The sequence below is a fragment of the Martelella sp. AD-3 genome, from assembly GCF_001578105.1.
In the GTDB taxonomy this organism is placed as follows: domain Bacteria; phylum Pseudomonadota; class Alphaproteobacteria; order Rhizobiales; family Rhizobiaceae; genus Martelella.
On the sequence record NZ_CP014275.1, the window covers coordinates 83094 to 100465 of the forward strand.

The following is a 17372-nucleotide window of genomic DNA, read 5'->3' on the forward strand; positions in this document are numbered from 1 at the left end:
ATCGAGAATGACACTTCGCAATCCGACACGGCGCACGACCCTGAAGATGATGGGGACAAGCGCGGGGCTCATTGCCGCGCCGTCCATCATCCGTCCGGCCTATGCCCAGAGCAATGTCCTCAACATCACGACCTATGACAAGTTCCTCCCCGAGGGCTTCGTCGAGCAGTTCGAGAAGGATACCGGCATCGAGGTGCGCATCCGCCTGACAGACGACCAGGGCAAGCAGTACAACCTGCTCGCGGCCGAAGGCGCCGATCCGACCACCGATATCGTCACCGTCGCCGGTCACCGTCTCAGCCAGTTCATGGCTTCCGATCTCCTGCAGCCGATCGATCCCGCCAGGATATCCACCTGGGACAATCTTGCGGGGCCCTACAAGGGCGCGCCGCAGCTCGTCCGCAAGGGCGAGGTCTATGGCGTGCCGCTGCTTGCCGGTTTCGAAGGCATGGTTCGCAACACCGACTACACCAAGCCCTCCGATAGCTGGGGCCTGATGTTCGATCCGGAATACAAGGGCTTCACCACCTACATCATCTCCGACTTTGTCTCCATCACCATGAAATATCTGGGCTATGACGGCGATTTCGTCGCCTATGTCGACAAGCCTGAGGAAGCCCAGGCCGCGGTCAACGCGGCGCGCGATTTCCTCATCGAGCACAAGGACATGGTCCGCAAGTTCTATGACGGCGGCGCCGAAGTGCAGCAGATGCTGGTCAATGAGGACGTCTATGTCGCCCAGACCTGGTCCGGCCCGGCCGCCAAGCTGATCATGGACGGTTTCCCGATCGAACTGTCGATCCCGAAGGAGGGCACCTACGGCTTCCTCTACTCCTTCAACCTGGTCAACCATGCGCCGAACGTGGATGCTGCCTACACGTTCTTCTCCGCGCTCCTCGCCAATCCGGAAGTCGGCGCGGCGATGACGCGCCAGTCCGGCTTTGCCAGCGCCTTTGCCGGCGTCGACAAGCTGCTCACCGACCGCGAGCGCGCGGCGATTGCGCTGCCGGAAGAGCAGATCGCCCGCATCCAGTTCTTCGCGGAAGAAAACCGCGACATGAAGAACGAGATGATCGACAGGGCCGTTGCCGAAATCAAGGCGGCCTGATCAATGCCCCGGCCGGGCGGCAGCATTTCGCCCGGTCGACTGCGCTACGCCGTAGCCTTTGTAATCTATGGATTTTCTGACTATGACCAATGATGTTTTGGCCGGTGGCGGTCAGGGCGCGAAGACGTCACGGGCGCGCTATTCAAGCTGGATCGGCAAGGTCGCCCGCTCGCCGTTCTACCGCGGAACGATCGGTCTTCTTGCCGAAAACCGCGTCGCCCGGCTTGTCGTCCTGCTGGCCGTTCCGCTCGCCTGGATCGCCTTCTTCAATATCGGTCCGATCCTGCAGATGGGCAATATTTCGCTCCTTGCCAACTATCCGCTGATGGACGGCGACGAGCCGGTCTATACGCTTTCGCAATACGCGCTGTTCTTCCAGGAGAGCCTCTATTTCGTGCCCTTCCTGCGCAGCCTCGTCTTCTCCCTGGTGGTGACGGCGTCAACGCTCGTCGTGGTCTATCCGGTCGCCTATTATATCGGCAAGGTCATCCGCCCCGCCTCGCGCAACAAGGCGCTCTTGCTGCTGCTGACGCCGTTCTGGGCGGGCGAGATCATCCGCGTCTTCTCGGTCATCATGCTTCTGGCCAATCGCGGCGCCGTCAACGCGCTTCTGCGCGAACTTGGGTTTATCGACCGGCCGATCCCGATGCTCTACACCTATTTCTCACTGAGCTTCGGCGTCGTCTACCTGATCGCCCTCTACATGCTGCTGCCGCTCTATTCCTCGATCGAGAAGATCCCGAACAGCCTGCTCGATGCCGCAGCCGATCTCGGCGCCGGCCCGTTGCAGCGCTTCCGCCGGGTGATCCTGCCGCTGTCGCGCGACGGCATCGTCTCGGGCTGCAGTCTGGTGTTCCTGACGTCCATTGGCGTTTTCGCCGCGCCGCTTCTGCTCGGCGGGCCGAATACGGTGATCTTCCCGGAAATCATCGCCCAGCTGTTCCACGGCTCCAACGACAAATGGCCGGCGGGCGCTGCCTTCTCGATCATCATGCTGTTGATCTCGCTCACCACGGTCGGCCTGTTCATGCGGGTTGTCGGCGGGCGCAACGTGAAGCTGATGTGAGGGACCGACGATGCGTTTTTACATGAAAAACCCCCAGAACGTTTTCCTCACCGGCTTCTACTGGGCCTTCGTCGCCTATCTCTTCGTGCCGCTGATGCTGATGACGGCGATGAGCTTCAAGGATTCGAACTTCATCTCGTTCCCGATCGATAGCTTCACGATGAAATGGTATGTCCAGGTGGTGCAGGACGAACAGTTCCTGAGCGCCGTCGGCTATTCGCTGATGATCGCCTTCGTCGTCACCGTCGTGGCCACCGCAATCGGCGTCTGGATCGCGCTCCTTGCCTCCAACGAGGCGATCTGGGGCAAGGCGGTCATCTTCGCGCTCGCCTGTCTGCCCGCCGTCGTCCCTGGCATGATCCAGGCAATCTCGATGCGCATCTTCATCCGCGCGATCGACGTTCCGACCGGCACCTTCGCCATCATCCTCGGTCATACGGTGCATGCCGTGCCCTTCGTGGTGATCATGGCAATGACCAGGCTGCGCTCGATGCCGTCGAGCCTTGTCGATGCGGCGCGCGATCTGGGCGCAGACAATTTCATCGCCTTCTTTCGCGTCACGCTGCCCTATCTCGGCCCGGCGCTGGTCGGCGGCATGATCTTCTGCGCGTTGACGAGCATCGACGATTTCGTCCGCACCTTCTTCCTCGGCGGCTACCAGACCACCCTTCCGATGCTGATCTTCGCCAAGATTTCGGGCGGCATGTCGCCGGAGATCAACGCCATGGCAACACTCGTCCTCATCGCCACCGGCGCCGTCGGGCTTTATGCCGAACGCCGCGTCCGCCGTTCAAGGAACTGAAATGCAACCGCTCGTCCACTTCAAGAACGTCAACAAATATTACGGCAAAGCGCTCGCCGTGAACAATCTCGACCTTCAGATCGAGCGCGGCAGGTTCGTCACCCTTCTCGGGCCTTCGGGCTGCGGAAAATCGACCTCGCTGCGTATGCTGGGCGGCTTCGAGGACCCGTCCTCCGGTTCCATCCTGCTCGACGGCAAGGATGTGACGCACCTGCCGCCGCACCGGCGCAATGTCAATATCGTGTTCCAGGACTATGCGCTGTTTCCGCACCTGACGGTTGGCCGCAACATCGCCTTCGGGCTCGAGTTGAAGGGCATGCCGTCAGAGAAGATCCACGCCCGGGTGATGGAACTTCTGGCGCTGGTCGAGCTGCAGGACTATGCCGACCGCATGCCCGATCAGCTTTCCGGCGGCCAGCGCCAGCGCGTGGCGCTGATGCGCGCGCTCGCGCCCGATCCGGACGTGCTGCTGCTCGACGAACCGCTTTCCGCGCTCGACGCGAAGCTCCGCCACCAGATGCAGATCGAACTGAAGAGCATTCAGGAAAAGACCGGCAAGACCTTCCTCTTCGTCACCCATGACCAGGAAGAGGCGCTGACCATGTCGGATGTCATCGTCGTGATGAACAATGGCAGGGTGGAGCAGATGGGCGATCCCCACACGCTTTATGCCCGCCCTGTCAACCGTTTCGTCGCCACCTTCATCGGCGAATCGAACTTTCTTGATGCCGTGGTTCAGTCGGTCGACGGCAATATCGCCACGCTCGACTGGTGCGGCCATATCATCCACGCCACGCTCACCGGCCCCGCCGCAAAGGTCGGAAGCCATGTCACCGTGGCGCTGAGACCCGAAGCGATCTATGCGGTCAGCCGCGAGCCGGACCGCAGGATCGCGCTGCCGGGCAGGATCACAAACCGGCTGTTCAAGGGCAATTTCACCGCGCTCACCGTCGGGCTCAACGAGGGCCAGTCGCTTGTGGCCCAGCTTGATCCGGTGGCGCTCGCGCATCTGGAGGGCGACGATGTCTGGATCGGCTGGCGCGAGGAAGACGCCGTCGTGCTTGCTGACTGATGCTCTGAAGGACTGAAGACATGACCAATGAAAAGGCGCTTGAAGCGCTGAATGACCGGGTTCGTCAGGATCTCGATTATCTGAACTTTCCTTCCGCCAACTGGGTCAAGCCGGTTGGCCCGGTCGACGGCACGCCGGTGAGCGACATCGTCATCGTCGGCGCCGGCATGTGCGGGCTTGCCGCATGGCTGCAATTGAAGCGCCAGGGCATGCACAATACCCGCATCATCGACATGGCGCCCGAAGGCAAGGAAGGTCCCTGGCTCACCTATGCGCGCATGGAAACGCTGCGCTCGCCGAAAAACCTGCTCGGCCCTGCGCTCGGCATTCCCTCGCTCACCTTCCAGGCCTGGTATCGCGCGCAATTCGGCACAAAGGCCTGGGACGAACTCTACCGTATTCCCCGGCCGATGTGGCAGGATTACCTCGTCTGGTACCGCAAGGTGACCGGCGCGCCGGTTGAAAACGGCATGAAGGTCGAGCGCGTGATCCCGCGCGAAGACGGTCTTCTGGCCCTCAAGATGGCCGACGGCGAAACCATCATCACCCGCAAGCTGATCTGGGCGACGGGCCGCGACGGGCTCGGCAAGGGCACGGTTCCGGGCTTCGTCTCCGGCCTGCCGCGCGAAAGCTGGGCGCATTCCGCCGACGAGATCGATTTCGACAAATGGAAAGGCAAGCGCGTCGTCGTTATCGGTGTCGGCGCGTCCGCCGTCGACAACGCTGCCGAGGCTCTGGAACATGGTGCTGCGGAAGTCAGGCTTCTGGCGCGGCGCAAGGAGATGCCGACGATCAACAAGCTGATGGGCATCGGTTCCTATGGCGTGACGGCGGGCCTGCCGGATCTGTCTCCCGAATGGCGCTGGCGCATCATGGACTATGGCGACAAGCAGCAGACGCCGGCCCCACACGGTTCGACCCTGCGCGTCAGCCGCCACGACAATGCCTATTTCCATTTCAACTGCGGCATCGCCAGGGTCGAACAGGATGGCGCGGAGGTCGTGATCACCACGGTGACGGGACGCGAATTCCGCTGCGATTTCCTGATCCTGGGGACGGGCTTCACCGTCGACCCGATGGCGCGGCCGGAATTTGAGCCCTTCAACGCCGAGATCGCCTGCTGGGAAGACCGCTACACGCCGCCGCCGGAAGAACAGAACCCCGGTCTCGGGCGTTTTCCCTGGCTCAACCCCGATTTCTCCTTTTCGGAAAAGAAGGAAGGCGCAGCGCCCTTTCTCGCGGACATCCACAGCTTCAACTACAGCTCGGCCATGAGCCTCGGCAAGGTTTCGGGTGACATTCCGGCGATCAGCGAAGGCGCGCTCTGGCTTGCCCGCGGGGTTGCCTCCAGCCTGTTCCGCAAGGATCTGGATCAGCACTGGGAAGATCTGCTGGCCTATGAAAAGCCTGAACTCGACGGCACGGAATGGATCGATGCCGACGCCGTGGCCGCCGAGCGGGCCTGAAGGACAAGACCATGACCAAGAAGACCGTCTACTACTATCACGCGCTTTCTTCCCCCTGGGCCTATCTCGGCTGGCCGCAGTTCAAGGCCTTGATCGAAAAGCACGACCTCGATGTCGTCGTCCGCCCGACCCGGATCGTGCCCGACAATGGCGGCGTGCCGCTGCGCTCGCGGCCACAGCCGCGCCAGGATTACCACGCCGTGGAGCTTGACCGGTGGAGGAAGCGGCTCAACATGCCGCTGGTGCTGAAGCCCGCCCATTATCCGACCAATAACGAGTTTTCCGCCCGCATGGTGATTGCCGCCGATCGCGAGGGGCTGCCGGCGCTTGAGCTTTCCCACGCACTGCTGCACGCGCTGTGGAGCGAGGAACTGGACGTGACCCTGCCTGCGGTGCGCATCGACGTTGCCAACCGCATCGGCCTTGACGGCAAGGCGCTGCAGGCGATGGAAGAGGAACCGGAGATCGTCCGGGCCTGGCATGACAGCCATGCCGAGGCGACCGCGCGCGGCGTGTTCGGCACGCCGACCTGGATTTACGAGGACGTGCTCTACTGGGGGCAGGACCGGCTTGACTTCCTCGATGAAGCGCTGTCGGAAGACTGAAGGGAGACTTCAATGGTCGATGTGATCGACAAGGTGCTCGGCGAGGACGCCGACATGATCGCGCTCAGAAACCGGCGCGAACTGTTGAAACAGAAGACGCAGGCAAGCTACGAGGCGGCGCTGGCGCCGAAGGACCCGGGTAATTTCAGCTATGCCTTCCGTGCCGCCCTTGCCGCGCGCATGTGCGGGCTCTGGAAGGCCGCCGAGCTTGAGACGCATTACCGCGACCTGCTCAAGAGCTATGGCGAAAGCGCCTATGACGCGATCCTCGATACCGGCTTTCGCCCGGGGGAAGCGGATGCGAAGCTCGATGCCATCCTCGAGCGGGTCGACAAGGTGACGCTGACGCCGAAGGAGGCGACCCGCGCCGATGTGGAAAAACTCTATGCCGCCGGCCTTGATGACCGGGACATCGTGACGCTGGCAAGCCTGACGGCTTTCGTCAATTACCAGATCCTGGTCGTCGCCGGGCTGAAGATGCTGAGGGACCACTGACATGTCCGAACCCGTTCACGACTTCACCCTGAAGCCGCTTGACTGGCGCCCCTATGTGAAACCCGTCGACCTTGACGCCGCGACCGACGAACAGCGCGAGGCGTTGCAGATCACGCCGTCCAACACCAAGGTTTCCGACTATGTTCTGGTGCTGGCGCAGGAGCCGGAAACGCTGAAGGAGCGCTCGCCGCTCTTCAACGACATCATGTATTCCAAGGCGGGGCTTTCGCGCGCCGGCCGGGAGATGGGCGCGCTGGCGGCTTCCTTCGTCAACAAGTGCGTCTATTGCGCCGCCGTGCACGCTAACCGCCATATCCAGCTGGAAAAGCGTCCCGAAGTGATCGAGGCGATCTACGAGAAGGGGCTTGAGGCGGACCTGCCTGACTATGATCAGGCGTTGTTCAATTTCGGCGTCGATCTGACAGCGCACCCGGACAATGTCGGGGTCTACCAGTTCTACCATTTGCGCGAGGCCGGCCTTGACGACCTGGAGATCCTCGACCTAATCCACGCAATCGCCGTTTTCGGCTGGGCCAACCGGCTGATGCACACGCTGGGCGAGCCGCACATCAAGGACTAGGTCATTTTGGAAACCACCGCCGGCCGCGTTCCGCGCCCCTTTTCGGTGACGCACCGGCAGGTGCTCACCATCGCACTGCCGATGATGATCGCGCATTTTTCCACCCCTCTGGTGAGCCTTGCGGCGACCGGCGTGGTCGGGCAATTGCGCGACGAAGTGCTGATCGGCGGCGTGGCGCTGGCGGCGGTGATTTTCGATGTCCTGTTCACCACGTTCAACTTCCTGCGCGGCGCCACCACCGGCTTCACGGCGCAGGCCGTCGGCGCGGAAGATCGTCGCGCCGAACAGCGCATGCTGCTCGGCGGCATCCTGATTGCCGTCGGCTCCGGTCTGTTGATCATGCTCCTGCATGTGCCGATCGGCCGGCTCGGCCTTTACGTGCTCGGCGCCGACGGGGCCGTGGGGGAGGCGGCCTGGACCTATTATGCATGGCGGGTGTGGTCGGCGCCCTTTGCGCTGTTCAATTTCGTCGTCTTCGGATGGGTCATCGGCAGGGGCGAGGCGGTGACGGCGCTTTTGCTGCAGGTTGCGCTTAACGCGCTCAACCTGTTCTTCGCCTTCTTCTGGGTGCTGTGGCTGAATTACGGTCTCGCCGGCGCGGGGGCGGCAAGCCTGGTTGCCGAGGGCGTTACGGCGATTGCCGGCGTCATCCTGATCCTGCGGCGCACGGACCGGCACAAATGGGAAGTGCCGGATCTTTCCACCGTCAAGCGGCTTTTCTCGGTCAATCGCGACATGATGATCCGTTCCTTTGCGCTTCTGATCGGGCTTTCCTTCTTCACCCGGCAATCGGGCGTTCTGGGCATTGATGTGCTCGCCGCCAACACGGTGCTGCTGCGCTACTATTTCTTCGGCGTCGCCTTTCTCGATGGTTTTGCCACCGCGGCCGAACAGCTTGCGGGCCGCGCCGTCGGCGCCTTCTACCGCCCGGCCTTCGACCGCGTGATCCGGCTGACGACGCTCTGGGGCGTGGCGATGGCCGTTTTCGTGTCCGCGGCCTTCTTCATCTCCGGGCCTTATGTGGTGGCGCTGATCGCGCCGATCGCCGAGACACAGACGCTGGCGCATGTCTATCTGCCCTATGCGGCGATCATGCCGCTGGTCGGGGTCATCGCCTTCCAGATGGACGGGGTCTTCATCGGCGCCACGTGGTCACGCGAAATGCGCACGCTGATGCTTTTTTCTCTGGCCTGCTATTTTGCCGCCTGGGCCGTGCTGCAGCCGCTCTTCGGCAATCACGGACTGTGGATCGCCATGCTCCTGTTTCAGGGCGTGCGCTCGGTCGCCTTCCGCTTCATGCTGCCGAAACTGGCGGACAGGACCTTTTCCGGCAATTACCCGCACTGAGTTTCGATCCTATTCTTCCGGCTTGTCGTCGCGGCTGTTGAAATAGACGCGCTCGGGCGAAATGAAGAACACATAGGCCATATAGGCAGCCGCCGCCCCGAACAGGATCGACCAGAAGGGCGAGCCGATGAAGATCTCGGCGACCGCCCAGCCGCCGCAAAGCGCGACGGCCGTGACGCGGACCCAGAGCGGTTTCAGCGATGGGTGTTTGAGATTGAAGCTCTCGCGCCAGTCGATCTTGCCTGCCATGGGCCGCCTCCGAGGTTTGTTGTCTTCAAAGGCATAGCGGGGAAGAGCAGCCCATGGCAAGCCGGCTTCAAAGAAGCATGGCCATCATTTCCGTTGCGCCGTAGCCGAACTGGTATGTGGCCGTGCCGGAAAAGGCGAGGCGGGCATAGTCGCCGGCCGAGAAATAGCAGATGGCGGAGGCAGAGTGGGTCAGCGGGGTCCCGCCGGTCGCTATGCCGCTGAGGGTCACGCAGTTTTCCGAACCGTTCTTTTCCAGCGCCACCCAGTAGCTCGCTGCGGCGGTGGCCGAGACGGTGAGGCTCACGGCGTAATAGCCGCTAGCCGGAAAGACCAGTCGGTTGCCGCCGCCCGTCACGGCCGCGCCCAGCGAAAACCCGCCTTCGCCGACATGAAGCGTGCCGAAGCCGCGGTTCGCGGGACCGGCAATCAGCGCCGAACCGGCTGGTGCTGCGGCGCGGGCCAACGGCCGCGACGGCATGGTGACCGCGCCCGCCGGGGTGATCCTGAGAGCCTCGTGCCAGCTTGCGCCGTCGGGGCTTGTCTTGATGGCGAAACTGTCGGAACCGGAAAGCCCCATCTCCGCGCGGCCCGACCAGCCGGTCTGGTAGAGCAGGGATGCCGTGTCGCCGGCCGTTGCCTTGTTGATCTTCAACTGATGCCCGCTGCCGGCATTGTTGAGAAGGGTTGCAGGGGCTGAAACCGAAAGCCGGTTTGTGGGGTCGGCCGTGGCGTTGATGCCGAGCGTGGCAAGCTCAAGGTCCGGACCGGGCGGCGGGGAAGTCCAGGCGCTGCCGTCAAACACGCGAACCGCGTTTTCCGACACGAACCAGGCCGACCATCCGGCAACCGGCGCGATGAACTGCCAGTAGCCATCCTGAAACAGCGCAAGCGCGCCGGCATGGCCCGCCCATTCGCCGGTCGGGCTTGCCGCGACCAGATGGCATGCGCCGTCCTCCGGGCTCGAAGGCGGGGTGTTGCTCTCGCCGGAAATGGCGAGATGAACGATCGCATCGAGTCGCTGCAGCGCCTCGTTATGGGTGACGTGCTTTTGCGCCTGGGCGGGCAGAATGAAGGGGAGGCCGAGCCTGGTCGTCTGATCCGACATGAGAAACTTCCTTTGCTTGGTCGCTGGACCTGATGCGTCAAGCCTAGCCCTGCCGGAAGCGACGGGGAAAAGGGTGGGCCGCGACGGAGCCGCGCCCGCATGCCCGGAGAAAGGTGCTTCAGGAGTGTTTCTCAATGATCGCGCGCCCGCGCTGGCATCAGCAGGGCTGCGAGGCCTAAAAGGACAGACAGGGCCGGCGCGCAAATGCAGGGGCTCCCTCCGCCCGCCGGATTGCCGCGCCCGGCTGCCTGCGGACAGGGGCTTTCGCTTCGCCGTCCTGGTCCGTCCGGCGCTTCATCATGGATCTCTCCGCCCTGCAGCGAACCCCTCCCTCGCCGGACGCGGATTTCAATCGGTAGTCGACGACCCCTCTTCGGTGCAGGCCGCTTGGAACGCCGTCGTCCGTTCGGAGGCACAAAGGGCGCTCCAACCTGTTGGATCCACGCATCGTTCTTTCCGAAAATCGATTCCGGTTTTTCGGGTCGATGCGCTAAGCCGCCGTGACGATCCGCTCGGTCGCCGAGACCCGGTAGGCGATGGCCTCGCCGATATGGACCCTGCCGACCGTCGCCTTGCCGTCGAGATCGGCGATCGTGCGGGCGACCTTCAGAATGCGATGATAGCCGCGCGCCGAAAACCGCATCTTTTCCGCCGCTTCCCGCAAGAGCGCGAGGCCTGCGGCATCGGGTTCCGCAAGCGTCTCGATCAGATTGGCCGATGCGCGGGCGTTGACGGTGGACGCGCTTTCTCCAAGGCCTGCGAAGCGTTCGCGCTGGGCCTCGCGGGCGCGGGCAACGCGGCGGGCGATGGCGGCGCTCGTCTCGCCGGTGGCGCTTGCGCCGATGAGATCGATGGCGGAGACGGCCGGCACGTCGATGCGGATGTCGATCCGGTCCATCAGCGGCCCGGAAATGCGCGCCTGGTACTCGCTTGCGCAGCGCGGCCCGCGCGCGCAGCTGTGGCCCGGTTCCCCGGCCATGCCGCAGCGGCATGGGTTCATGGCGGCGACAAGCTGGAAAGCGGCGGGATAGGAGACGCGATGATTGGCGCGGGCGATCACGCACTCACCATTTTCCAGCGGCTGGCGCAGCGCATCGAGCACCTGCGGCGAAAATTCCGGCAGTTCATCCAGAAACAAAACGCCGTGATGGGCAAGCGACGCCTCGCCGGGCCTTGCCTTGATGCCGCCGCCGACAAGCGAGGCCATGCTGGCGGAATGATGCGGCGCGCGGAAGGGCCGCCGGTCGGAAAGCCGCCCGCCGGCAAGCTTGCCGGCAATCGAATGCACCATCGACATGTCCAGCAGTTCCTGCGGCAGGAGCGGCGGCAGGATGGAGGGGAGGCGCGCGGCCAGCATCGATTTTCCGGCGCCCGGCGGGCCGACCATCAAAAGGTTGTGGCCGCCTGCGGCCGCCACCTCCAGCGCGCGCTTGGCGCTTTCCTGCCCTTTAATCTCCGAAAGGTCGGGCAGGTCGTGCGCTGCGGCGCGCACGGCGGGGACGGGGCTGGAGAGCACCTGGGTTCCCTTGAAATGATTGGCGATCGCAATCAGGCTTTTGGGCGCGAGGACATCGATATCGGCGCCGGCCCATGCCGCTTCCGGCCCGCAGTCGGCCGGGCAGATCAGGCCCTTGTCCATGGCATTGGCGGTCATCGCCGCCGGCAGCGCGCCGGCCACGGCGGCGATCGTGCCGTCGAGATTGAGTTCGCCGATGACCACGTAGCCCGCCAGCGCATCGGCCGGAACCGCGCCGAGCGCGGCCATCAAGCCCAGTGCTATGGCGAGATCGAAATGCGAGCCCTCCTTCGGCAGGTCGGCGGGCGCAAGATTGACCGTCACGCGTTTGGCCGGCAAGGCAAGGCCCGTGGCATGCAGCGCGGCCTGCACCCGTTCGCGGCTTTCGGCAACGGCCTTGTCCGGCAGACCGACGATCTGCATGCCGATCTTGCCCGGCGCGACCATCACCTGAACATCGACCGGAACGCCCTCAATCCCCTGAAATGCAACTGTTTGAACCCTGGATACCATGTGAAGCCCCGCGCCGGCCCCGCCCGGCGTCCCCTCAAGAACAGCGTTTCATCAAACCCAGTGGTTGCAAGGATTCCACAATGCGCGCCGATACGCAAGAACAAAAGATGAACTTCTTTTCATTCACCCGTGCATTGGAGCCTGCGGGATGGACATTCGCGTTGCCGCCCCCGTAAACAAACGGAATAGGTTTGCCGAAGCAGAATGGCGGAGAATGGCATGGGACTGACGACGGAAGAACAGATCCTGATCGAGCAGCGGGTGACAAATGGCGCGAAATCGCCGGCGGCGGCCTATCTTCTGTGGTTCTTTGTCGGCTGGGCCGGCGCGCACCGGTTCTATCTCGGCCGGCCAGGATCAGCGATCGCCATGCTGCTTCTGAATGTCGTCGGCTGGCTGACAGCCGTCTTCATCATCGGTCTTGTGTTTCTTGCCGTCTTCGGCATCTGGTGGCTGGTCGACCTGTTCCTGATCTCGGGCATGATCGACGCCCAGAAGAGCGCGTTGCGCAATTCACTCACGCAGCAGGCACTCGTTTCTCAGAAGCAATAAAACTCAGCCGCGCTTCTTCTCGATCGCGTCCCACATCAGGCTCGCGATATCGGCGCCGCCGAATTTCTTCACTTCGCGAATACCGGTGGGGGAGGTGACGTTGATTTCGGTCATATAGTCGCCGATCACATCGATGCCGACGAGAATGAAGCCGCGCTCCTTCAGCGAAGGTCCGATGCGCGCGCAGATCTCTTCCTCGCGCGCCGTCAGCTCGGAGGGTTCGGCGCGTCCGCCGACATGCATGTTGGAGCGGCTGTCGGTCTCTGCCGGCACGCGGTTGATCGCGCCGGCGAATTCGCCATCGACGAGGATGATGCGCTTGTCGCCCTTGCGCACGGCCGGCAGATAGGCCTGGGCAATATAGGGCTCGCGGAACATCTGCTCGAACATTTCCAGAAGCGAGGTGAAGTTGCGGTCGTCACGGGTGGAATGGAACACGCCGGCGCCGCCATTGCCGTAAAGCGGCTTCAGGATGATGTCGCCCATTTCCTCGCGGAACCGCGCGATCTCGCCGACATCCTTGGTGATCAGCGTCGGCGGCATCAGGTCGGCAAATTCGGTGACGAAGATCTTCTCCGGCGAATTGCGCACCCAGGCGGGATCGTTGACCACCAGCGTCTTCGGGTGGATGCGCTCCAGCATGTGGGTCGAGGTGATATAGGCCATGTCGAAGGGCGGGTCCTGGCGCAGCAGCACCACATCCATGGTCGAAAGTTCGGTGCGCTCGGCGGGACCCAGCGTATAATGATCGCCCTCGACATCGCGAAGCGTCATCGGTTCCACCGCGGCGATCACCTTGCCATCCCTCAGCGTCAGCCGGTCGGGCGTATAATGGTAGAGTTCATAGCCGCGGTTTTGCGCCTCCAGCGACATGGCGAAGGTCGAATCGCCTGCAATCTTCACGGTGGAGATATGGTCCATCTGGACGGCGACTTTTTTGATTGCGGCCATGAAACTGGAGCCCCCGGTCTGGTTTGAAGCGCCTCGATATGTAGTCACCGCGTGCGCGCTTGGCAATCGCCTTCAGTCAGGCGAGGATGCCCGAGACCGTGCACATCAGCAGATCGTGATCCGAAAGCGGCGTGCCTTCGTCATCGAGCGCATCCATCACGCGGCTCTCGGCAATCTGAAGGCCGCGCGACAAGAACCAGTCGAGCTTCATCGGCTGGGGATCCGTTCCGGAAATCAGGCTCGGGCGCGTGGTGATCCTGTCTTTCGGGCCGCCATGGCGCTGATAGCCCCTGTCGCGCGCCAGATCGAACAGGGTTTCCGCGTCCGGGTCGCCGCCGGTCCGGTTGCCGGTGTTGAGATCGCCGCCGATCAGCACGGGCATTCCGGAAAAGTGCCAGTCGACCAGATCGAAGATGTCGGCCATCTGGCGTTCGCGAAGCGCAACGTCGCCATGACTTTCCAGATGCGTGGAAATCGCGACGATCGGGCCTTCGGTGGTCTCGATCTTCGCGCCGATCGCCATGCGCGCGCCGATGCGCGGCTGGTCATTGTCGTCGGAAAACCAGATCGGCGGCCCGGAGAGTGGCAGCATGAAAGGGGACTCTAGCGGCGTTCGGGCCAGAAGCGCATTGCCGTGAAAGCCCTTCGCGTTGAAATCATCCGTGCAATAGGGCCGTTCGGCCTCGTTTCCGAGGCCGAGCTCCAGGAACTCGACCCCATAGGCATAGGCCATTTCGAGGGCGGCGGCGATCTCGGCGGTCGGATGGCGCTGCGCGGTCCGCGCCATGCCATTATCCATCTCCGAGAGCATGGCCAGGGCCGCACCTTCGTCAGCCAGCTTGCGCGCGCTTTTTTCGGGAAAGAGCCCGCGCTGCAGGTTCCAGGCGGCGGCCTGGAAGGGGAAGGCGAGCGGGCCCTTCGCGGAGCTGCGCTCACCGGTCTCGACCGTCTGCAGGCAGGCGAGTTCCTGGCGGTATCGATCATGAACATGCGCTGATTTCTCAAGGCCCATAATGCGCGCGCGTTCGGCGCGTCCGGGGGCATCAAGGGCGTGGACGCAATCGGTGAAGAGTTCCGGCATTTGCGATGCTTCAGGCCTCAACGGACACGTTCCGGGAATGGATGCGCTTGCCGGTTTCCCGATCATAGAAATGCAGCTTTGCCGGATCAATCGAAAAGCGCATCTCGTCTGCAAGCGGAATGGCGGGCGAAAGGGCGGCAGTTAGCCGCTGCTCGCCGATCAGGCAATGGGCAAGCCGCGTCGCGCCCAATTCCTCCACATAATCGAGCTTTGCGGTGATCGTGTGCGCGGTCGGATCCTCGGCGACCTGCAGGTCCTCTGCGCGGATGCCGACGGTGAGCGCGCCGGAAACCGGCAGGTCGCGCGTCATGGTCAGCACATTGTAGCCGATCGCCAGACGGTCGCCGTTCCGTTCGCCGGAAACGAGGTTCATGGCCGGCGAGCCGATGAAATTGGCGATGAAGGTCGAGGCCGGCTTGTGGTAGACGTCGAGCGGCGTGCCGATCTGCTCGATGCGGCCTGCATTCAGCACCACCAGCCGGTCGGCGAGCGTCATCGCCTCGAGCTGGTCGTGGGTGACATAGATGGAGGTGGTGCCGAGGCGCTTCTGCAGATGCTTGATCTCGCCGCGCATGGAAACGCGGAGCTTGGCGTCAAGGTTCGACAACGGCTCGTCGAAGAGGAAGGCAGCGGGCTTGCGCACGATCGCCCGGCCCATGGCGACGCGCTGGCGCTGGCCGCCGGAAAGCGCGCGGGGCTTGCGCTCCAGATAGGGCTCAAGCTCCAGCATGCGGGCGGCCTCCTTAACGCGCGCCGTGATCTCGGCCTTCGGCGTGCCCCGGTTCTTCAGGCCATAGGCCAGGTTGTTGTAGACCGTCATGTGCGGATAGAGCGCGTAGTTCTGGAAAACCATGGCGATGTCGCGCTCGGCCGGGTCCTTCCTGTTGACCACGTTTCCGCCGATCTTCACCTCGCCCTCGGTGATCGCTTCGAGGCCGGCGACCATGCGCAGAAGCGTGGACTTGCCGCAGCCCGACGGGCCGACAAGGACGATGAACTCGCCGTCCTCTATGTGGATATCGACATTGTCGACCGCGCGGGCGTCGCCGGAATAGATCTTGGAAACCCTGGAGATTTCGATTGCAGCCATTTTTGTTTTCCTATTTGTCGCTTTCCGTCAGGCCCTTGATGAACCAGCTCTGGAAGATCACCACGATCAACACCGGCGGCAGCATGGCGAGAACCGCCAGCGCGAAGGCCTGGTTATATTCGGGGATCTGGCTTCCGACCCAGACGAGGAGGATCTGCTTGATGCCGCGCACCAGCGTGTAGAAGCTTTCCTCGTTGGTCATGATCATCGGCCACAGATACTGGTTCCAGCCATAGACGAACATGATGATGAAGATCGCCGCCATCATCGTCTTCGACAGCGGCACGAGAATGTCGATGAAGAACTTGAACGGCCCGGCGCCGTCGATGCGGGCGGCTTCGAGAAGTTCGTCAGGCACCGACTTGAAGAACTGGCGGAAGAAGAATGTGCCCGTGGCGGACGCCAGAAGCGGCACGATCAGCCCCGTATAGGTGTTGACGAGGCCAAGCCGGGTCATGACGTCGTAAGACGGCAGGATGCGCACTTCGAGCGGGAGCAGCAGCGTGGTGAAGATCATCCAGAAGAACAGCGTCGAAAACCGCGAGCGGAAATAGACGAGGCCATAGGCAGCCAGCATCGACAGGACGATCTTGCCGACGGCAAAGCCGATGCCGAGGATGAAGGAATTCATCACCATGCGGGCGCCGGTCACGTCGCCGGTAAACCCGCCGCGCGTGGTCAGAACCTCCTTGTAGGTCTTGACGAAGTCATCGCCCCAGGTGACCTGAAGTCCCTTCATGTGGACATCGACGGCTTCATGGGTAGAGGTCATGAAGGCGACGAAGATCGGCCCGACCATGATGAACACGCCGAAGAGCAGGATGAGATGGTCAGTCAGAGTTGTCTTGTGCATCGTTCCCGCTCCTCAATTGTAGTGCACGCGCCGCTCGATGAAGCGGAACTGGAAGAAGGTGAGCACCAGCACGATCAGCATCAGGATCACCGATTGCGCGGCCGAGCCGCCGATGTCATTGCCGCGGAAGCCGTCCATATAGACCTTGTAGACCAGCGTGATCGGGTTGTTGGCGGCCTTGTCCTTCACGATCACGTCGATGATGCCGAAGGTGTCGAACAGCGAATAGGTCATGTTGATGATCAGCAGGAAGAAGGCGGTTGGCGCCAGAAGCGGCAGGGTGACGGTCCAGAACCGGCCAAGGCGCGAACGGTTGTCGATTGCAGCCGCCTCGCGCACCGAAACGGGTATGGACTGGAGGCCCGAGAGGAAGAAGATGAAATTGTAGGGGATCTGCTTCCACACGGCGACGGTGATCATCGCAAAGGCGGTGTCGAAGTAATTGATGCCGACCTTCATGTCCCAGCCGAACCAGGCCGCTAGTTTGACGAAGGGGCCGATATGCTGGTCGAAGAACATCATGCCGATCAGGCCGGCGACCGGCGGCGCGATGGCGTAGACGGAGATCAGCAGCGTCTTGTAGCTGCTTGAGCCGCGAATGACGTCGTCAGCCTTGGAGGCGAGCAGCAGGCCGAGCGTGAGCGAGAAGAAGGTCACCAGAACCGTGAAGATCACGGTGAACTGGGCGACGCGCAGATAATAGCTCGATGTCAGCGCATCGACGTAATTGTCGAGGCCGACAAAACTCGCGCTGAAGCCGAAGGGATCTTCCAGATAGAAGGACGACTGGATCGCCTGAACAGACGGCCAGTAGAAGAAGATCACGATGATGGCCATCTGCGGCAGCACGAAGAGATAGGGCAGCAGCGGCGAATTGAACTGGACGCGCTTCATTTTCTGTTTCCTGTTGCGGTCGGGGCG

The 17372-nt window shown here is 62.7% G+C and carries 18 protein-coding genes; 10 read left to right on the top strand and 8 right to left on the bottom strand.

Annotation, left to right across the window (positions count from 1 at the left end; all coding sequences use genetic code 11):
* Positions 1-7: 7 nt before the first annotated feature.
* The 9 genes from AZF01_RS00400 to AZF01_RS00440 all read left to right on the top strand — a co-directional run bounded on the left by AZF01_RS00400 (position 8) and on the right by AZF01_RS00440 (position 8541).
* Positions 8-1108 carry an extracellular solute-binding protein gene (locus AZF01_RS00400; protein ID WP_024708887.1) on the top strand — a complete coding sequence of 367 codons (1101 nt, stop codon included), beginning with the start codon at positions 8-10 and terminating at the stop codon, positions 1106-1108.
* Positions 1109-1190: 82 nt separating this feature from the next.
* Positions 1191-2174: an ABC transporter permease gene (locus AZF01_RS00405; RefSeq protein ID WP_024708886.1), complete on the top strand. Its 984-nt coding sequence runs from the start codon at positions 1191-1193 to the stop codon at positions 2172-2174.
* 10 nt (positions 2175-2184) lie between these two features.
* Positions 2185-2976, top strand: coding sequence for an ABC transporter permease (locus AZF01_RS00410; protein WP_024708885.1), 792 nt, complete (start codon positions 2185-2187; stop codon positions 2974-2976).
* 1 nt (position 2977) lies between these two features.
* Positions 2978-4048: an ABC transporter ATP-binding protein gene (locus AZF01_RS00415; RefSeq protein WP_024708884.1), complete on the top strand. Its 1071-nt coding sequence runs from the start codon at positions 2978-2980 to the stop codon at positions 4046-4048.
* 20 nt (positions 4049-4068) lie between these two features.
* Positions 4069-5514, top strand: a complete 1446-nt coding sequence (locus AZF01_RS00420) for an NAD(P)-binding domain-containing protein (RefSeq protein WP_036237594.1) — start codon at positions 4069-4071, stop codon at positions 5512-5514.
* Positions 5515-5525: 11 nt separating this feature from the next.
* A complete protein-coding gene (locus AZF01_RS00425) occupies positions 5526-6119 on the top strand; it encodes a 2-hydroxychromene-2-carboxylate isomerase (RefSeq protein WP_024708883.1) in 594 nt (197 codons plus the stop codon).
* 12 nt (positions 6120-6131) lie between these two features.
* Entirely contained in the window at positions 6132-6614 is a 483-nt protein-coding gene (locus AZF01_RS00430; RefSeq protein ID WP_024708882.1) for a CMD domain-containing protein, read from the top strand.
* Position 6615: 1 nt separating this feature from the next.
* Positions 6616-7194 carry a peroxidase-related enzyme gene (locus AZF01_RS00435; protein WP_024708881.1) on the top strand — a complete coding sequence of 193 codons (579 nt, stop codon included), beginning with the start codon at positions 6616-6618 and terminating at the stop codon, positions 7192-7194.
* A gap of 6 nt (positions 7195-7200) precedes the next feature.
* On the top strand, positions 7201-8541 hold the full coding sequence (locus AZF01_RS00440; RefSeq protein WP_024708880.1) for an MATE family efflux transporter: 1341 nt from the start codon (positions 7201-7203) through the stop codon (positions 8539-8541).
* Positions 8542-8550: 9 nt separating this feature from the next.
* On the opposite strand, the gene AZF01_RS00445 is transcribed toward AZF01_RS00440, so the two are convergent.
* The 3 genes from AZF01_RS00445 to AZF01_RS00455 form a co-directional block, all read right to left on the bottom strand.
* Positions 8551-8790: a hypothetical protein gene (locus AZF01_RS00445; protein WP_024708879.1), complete on the bottom strand. Its 240-nt coding sequence runs from the start codon at positions 8788-8790 to the stop codon at positions 8551-8553.
* A gap of 67 nt (positions 8791-8857) precedes the next feature.
* On the bottom strand, positions 8858-9895 hold the full coding sequence (locus AZF01_RS00450) for a DUF2793 domain-containing protein (protein ID WP_024708878.1): 1038 nt from the start codon (positions 9893-9895) through the stop codon (positions 8858-8860).
* Positions 9896-10385: 490 nt separating this feature from the next.
* Complete coding sequence (locus AZF01_RS00455) at positions 10386-11924, bottom strand: YifB family Mg chelatase-like AAA ATPase (RefSeq protein ID WP_024708877.1); 1539 nt, start codon at positions 11922-11924, stop codon at positions 10386-10388.
* Positions 11925-12143: 219 nt separating this feature from the next.
* On the opposite strand from AZF01_RS00455, the gene AZF01_RS00460 reads away from it, so the two are divergent.
* Positions 12144-12476, top strand: coding sequence for a TM2 domain-containing protein (locus AZF01_RS00460; protein ID WP_036237606.1), 333 nt, complete (start codon positions 12144-12146; stop codon positions 12474-12476).
* A gap of 3 nt (positions 12477-12479) precedes the next feature.
* Here AZF01_RS00460 and gshB read toward each other — a convergent pair whose 3' ends face one another.
* The 5 genes from gshB to AZF01_RS00485 form a co-directional block, all read right to left on the bottom strand.
* On the bottom strand, positions 12480-13427 hold the full coding sequence (gene gshB, locus AZF01_RS00465) for a glutathione synthase (RefSeq protein ID WP_024708875.1): 948 nt from the start codon (positions 13425-13427) through the stop codon (positions 12480-12482).
* Between the two features lie 76 nt (positions 13428-13503).
* Positions 13504-14508 carry an endonuclease/exonuclease/phosphatase family protein gene (locus tag AZF01_RS00470; RefSeq protein WP_024708874.1) on the bottom strand — a complete coding sequence of 335 codons (1005 nt, stop codon included), beginning with the start codon at positions 14506-14508 and terminating at the stop codon, positions 13504-13506.
* A gap of 10 nt (positions 14509-14518) precedes the next feature.
* The gene (gene ugpC, locus AZF01_RS00475; RefSeq protein ID WP_024708873.1) at positions 14519-15598 is read right to left on the bottom strand and encodes a sn-glycerol-3-phosphate ABC transporter ATP-binding protein UgpC; all 1080 of its coding nucleotides are present in this window, start codon (positions 15596-15598) and stop codon (positions 14519-14521) included.
* Positions 15599-15608: 10 nt separating this feature from the next.
* On the bottom strand, positions 15609-16451 hold the full coding sequence (locus tag AZF01_RS00480; protein ID WP_024708872.1) for an ABC transporter permease subunit: 843 nt from the start codon (positions 16449-16451) through the stop codon (positions 15609-15611).
* A gap of 12 nt (positions 16452-16463) precedes the next feature.
* Entirely contained in the window at positions 16464-17345 is an 882-nt protein-coding gene (locus AZF01_RS00485) for an ABC transporter permease subunit (RefSeq protein ID WP_024708871.1), read from the bottom strand.
* Positions 17346-17372 lie beyond the last annotated feature (27 nt).

Coding starts and splice junctions, on each gene's coding strand:
- AZF01_RS00405 (WP_024708886.1), top strand. CDS start 1,191: ATGACCAATGATGTTTTGGCCGGTGGCGGTCAGGGCGCGAAGACGTCA.
- AZF01_RS00400 (WP_024708887.1), top strand. CDS start 8: ATGACACTTCGCAATCCGACACGGCGCACGACCCTGAAGATGATGGGG.
- AZF01_RS00435 (WP_024708881.1), top strand. CDS start 6,616: ATGTCCGAACCCGTTCACGACTTCACCCTGAAGCCGCTTGACTGGCGC.
- AZF01_RS00485 (WP_024708871.1), bottom strand. CDS start 17,345: ATGAAGCGCGTCCAGTTCAATTCGCCGCTGCTGCCCTATCTCTTCGTG.
- AZF01_RS00480 (WP_024708872.1), bottom strand. CDS start 16,451: ATGCACAAGACAACTCTGACTGACCATCTCATCCTGCTCTTCGGCGTG.
- gshB (WP_024708875.1), bottom strand. CDS start 13,427: ATGGCCGCAATCAAAAAAGTCGCCGTCCAGATGGACCATATCTCCACC.
- AZF01_RS00450 (WP_024708878.1), bottom strand. CDS start 9,895: ATGTCGGATCAGACGACCAGGCTCGGCCTCCCCTTCATTCTGCCCGCC.
- AZF01_RS00470 (WP_024708874.1), bottom strand. CDS start 14,508: ATGCCGGAACTCTTCACCGATTGCGTCCACGCCCTTGATGCCCCCGGA.
- AZF01_RS00410 (WP_024708885.1), top strand. CDS start 2,185: ATGCGTTTTTACATGAAAAACCCCCAGAACGTTTTCCTCACCGGCTTC.
- AZF01_RS00430 (WP_024708882.1), top strand. CDS start 6,132: ATGGTCGATGTGATCGACAAGGTGCTCGGCGAGGACGCCGACATGATC.
- AZF01_RS00425 (WP_024708883.1), top strand. CDS start 5,526: ATGACCAAGAAGACCGTCTACTACTATCACGCGCTTTCTTCCCCCTGG.
- AZF01_RS00460 (WP_036237606.1), top strand. CDS start 12,144: ATGGGACTGACGACGGAAGAACAGATCCTGATCGAGCAGCGGGTGACA.
- AZF01_RS00420 (WP_036237594.1), top strand. CDS start 4,069: ATGACCAATGAAAAGGCGCTTGAAGCGCTGAATGACCGGGTTCGTCAG.
- AZF01_RS00455 (WP_024708877.1), bottom strand. CDS start 11,924: ATGGTATCCAGGGTTCAAACAGTTGCATTTCAGGGGATTGAGGGCGTT.
- AZF01_RS00415 (WP_024708884.1), top strand. CDS start 2,978: ATGCAACCGCTCGTCCACTTCAAGAACGTCAACAAATATTACGGCAAA.
- AZF01_RS00445 (WP_024708879.1), bottom strand. CDS start 8,790: ATGGCAGGCAAGATCGACTGGCGCGAGAGCTTCAATCTCAAACACCCA.
- ugpC (WP_024708873.1), bottom strand. CDS start 15,598: ATGGCTGCAATCGAAATCTCCAGGGTTTCCAAGATCTATTCCGGCGAC.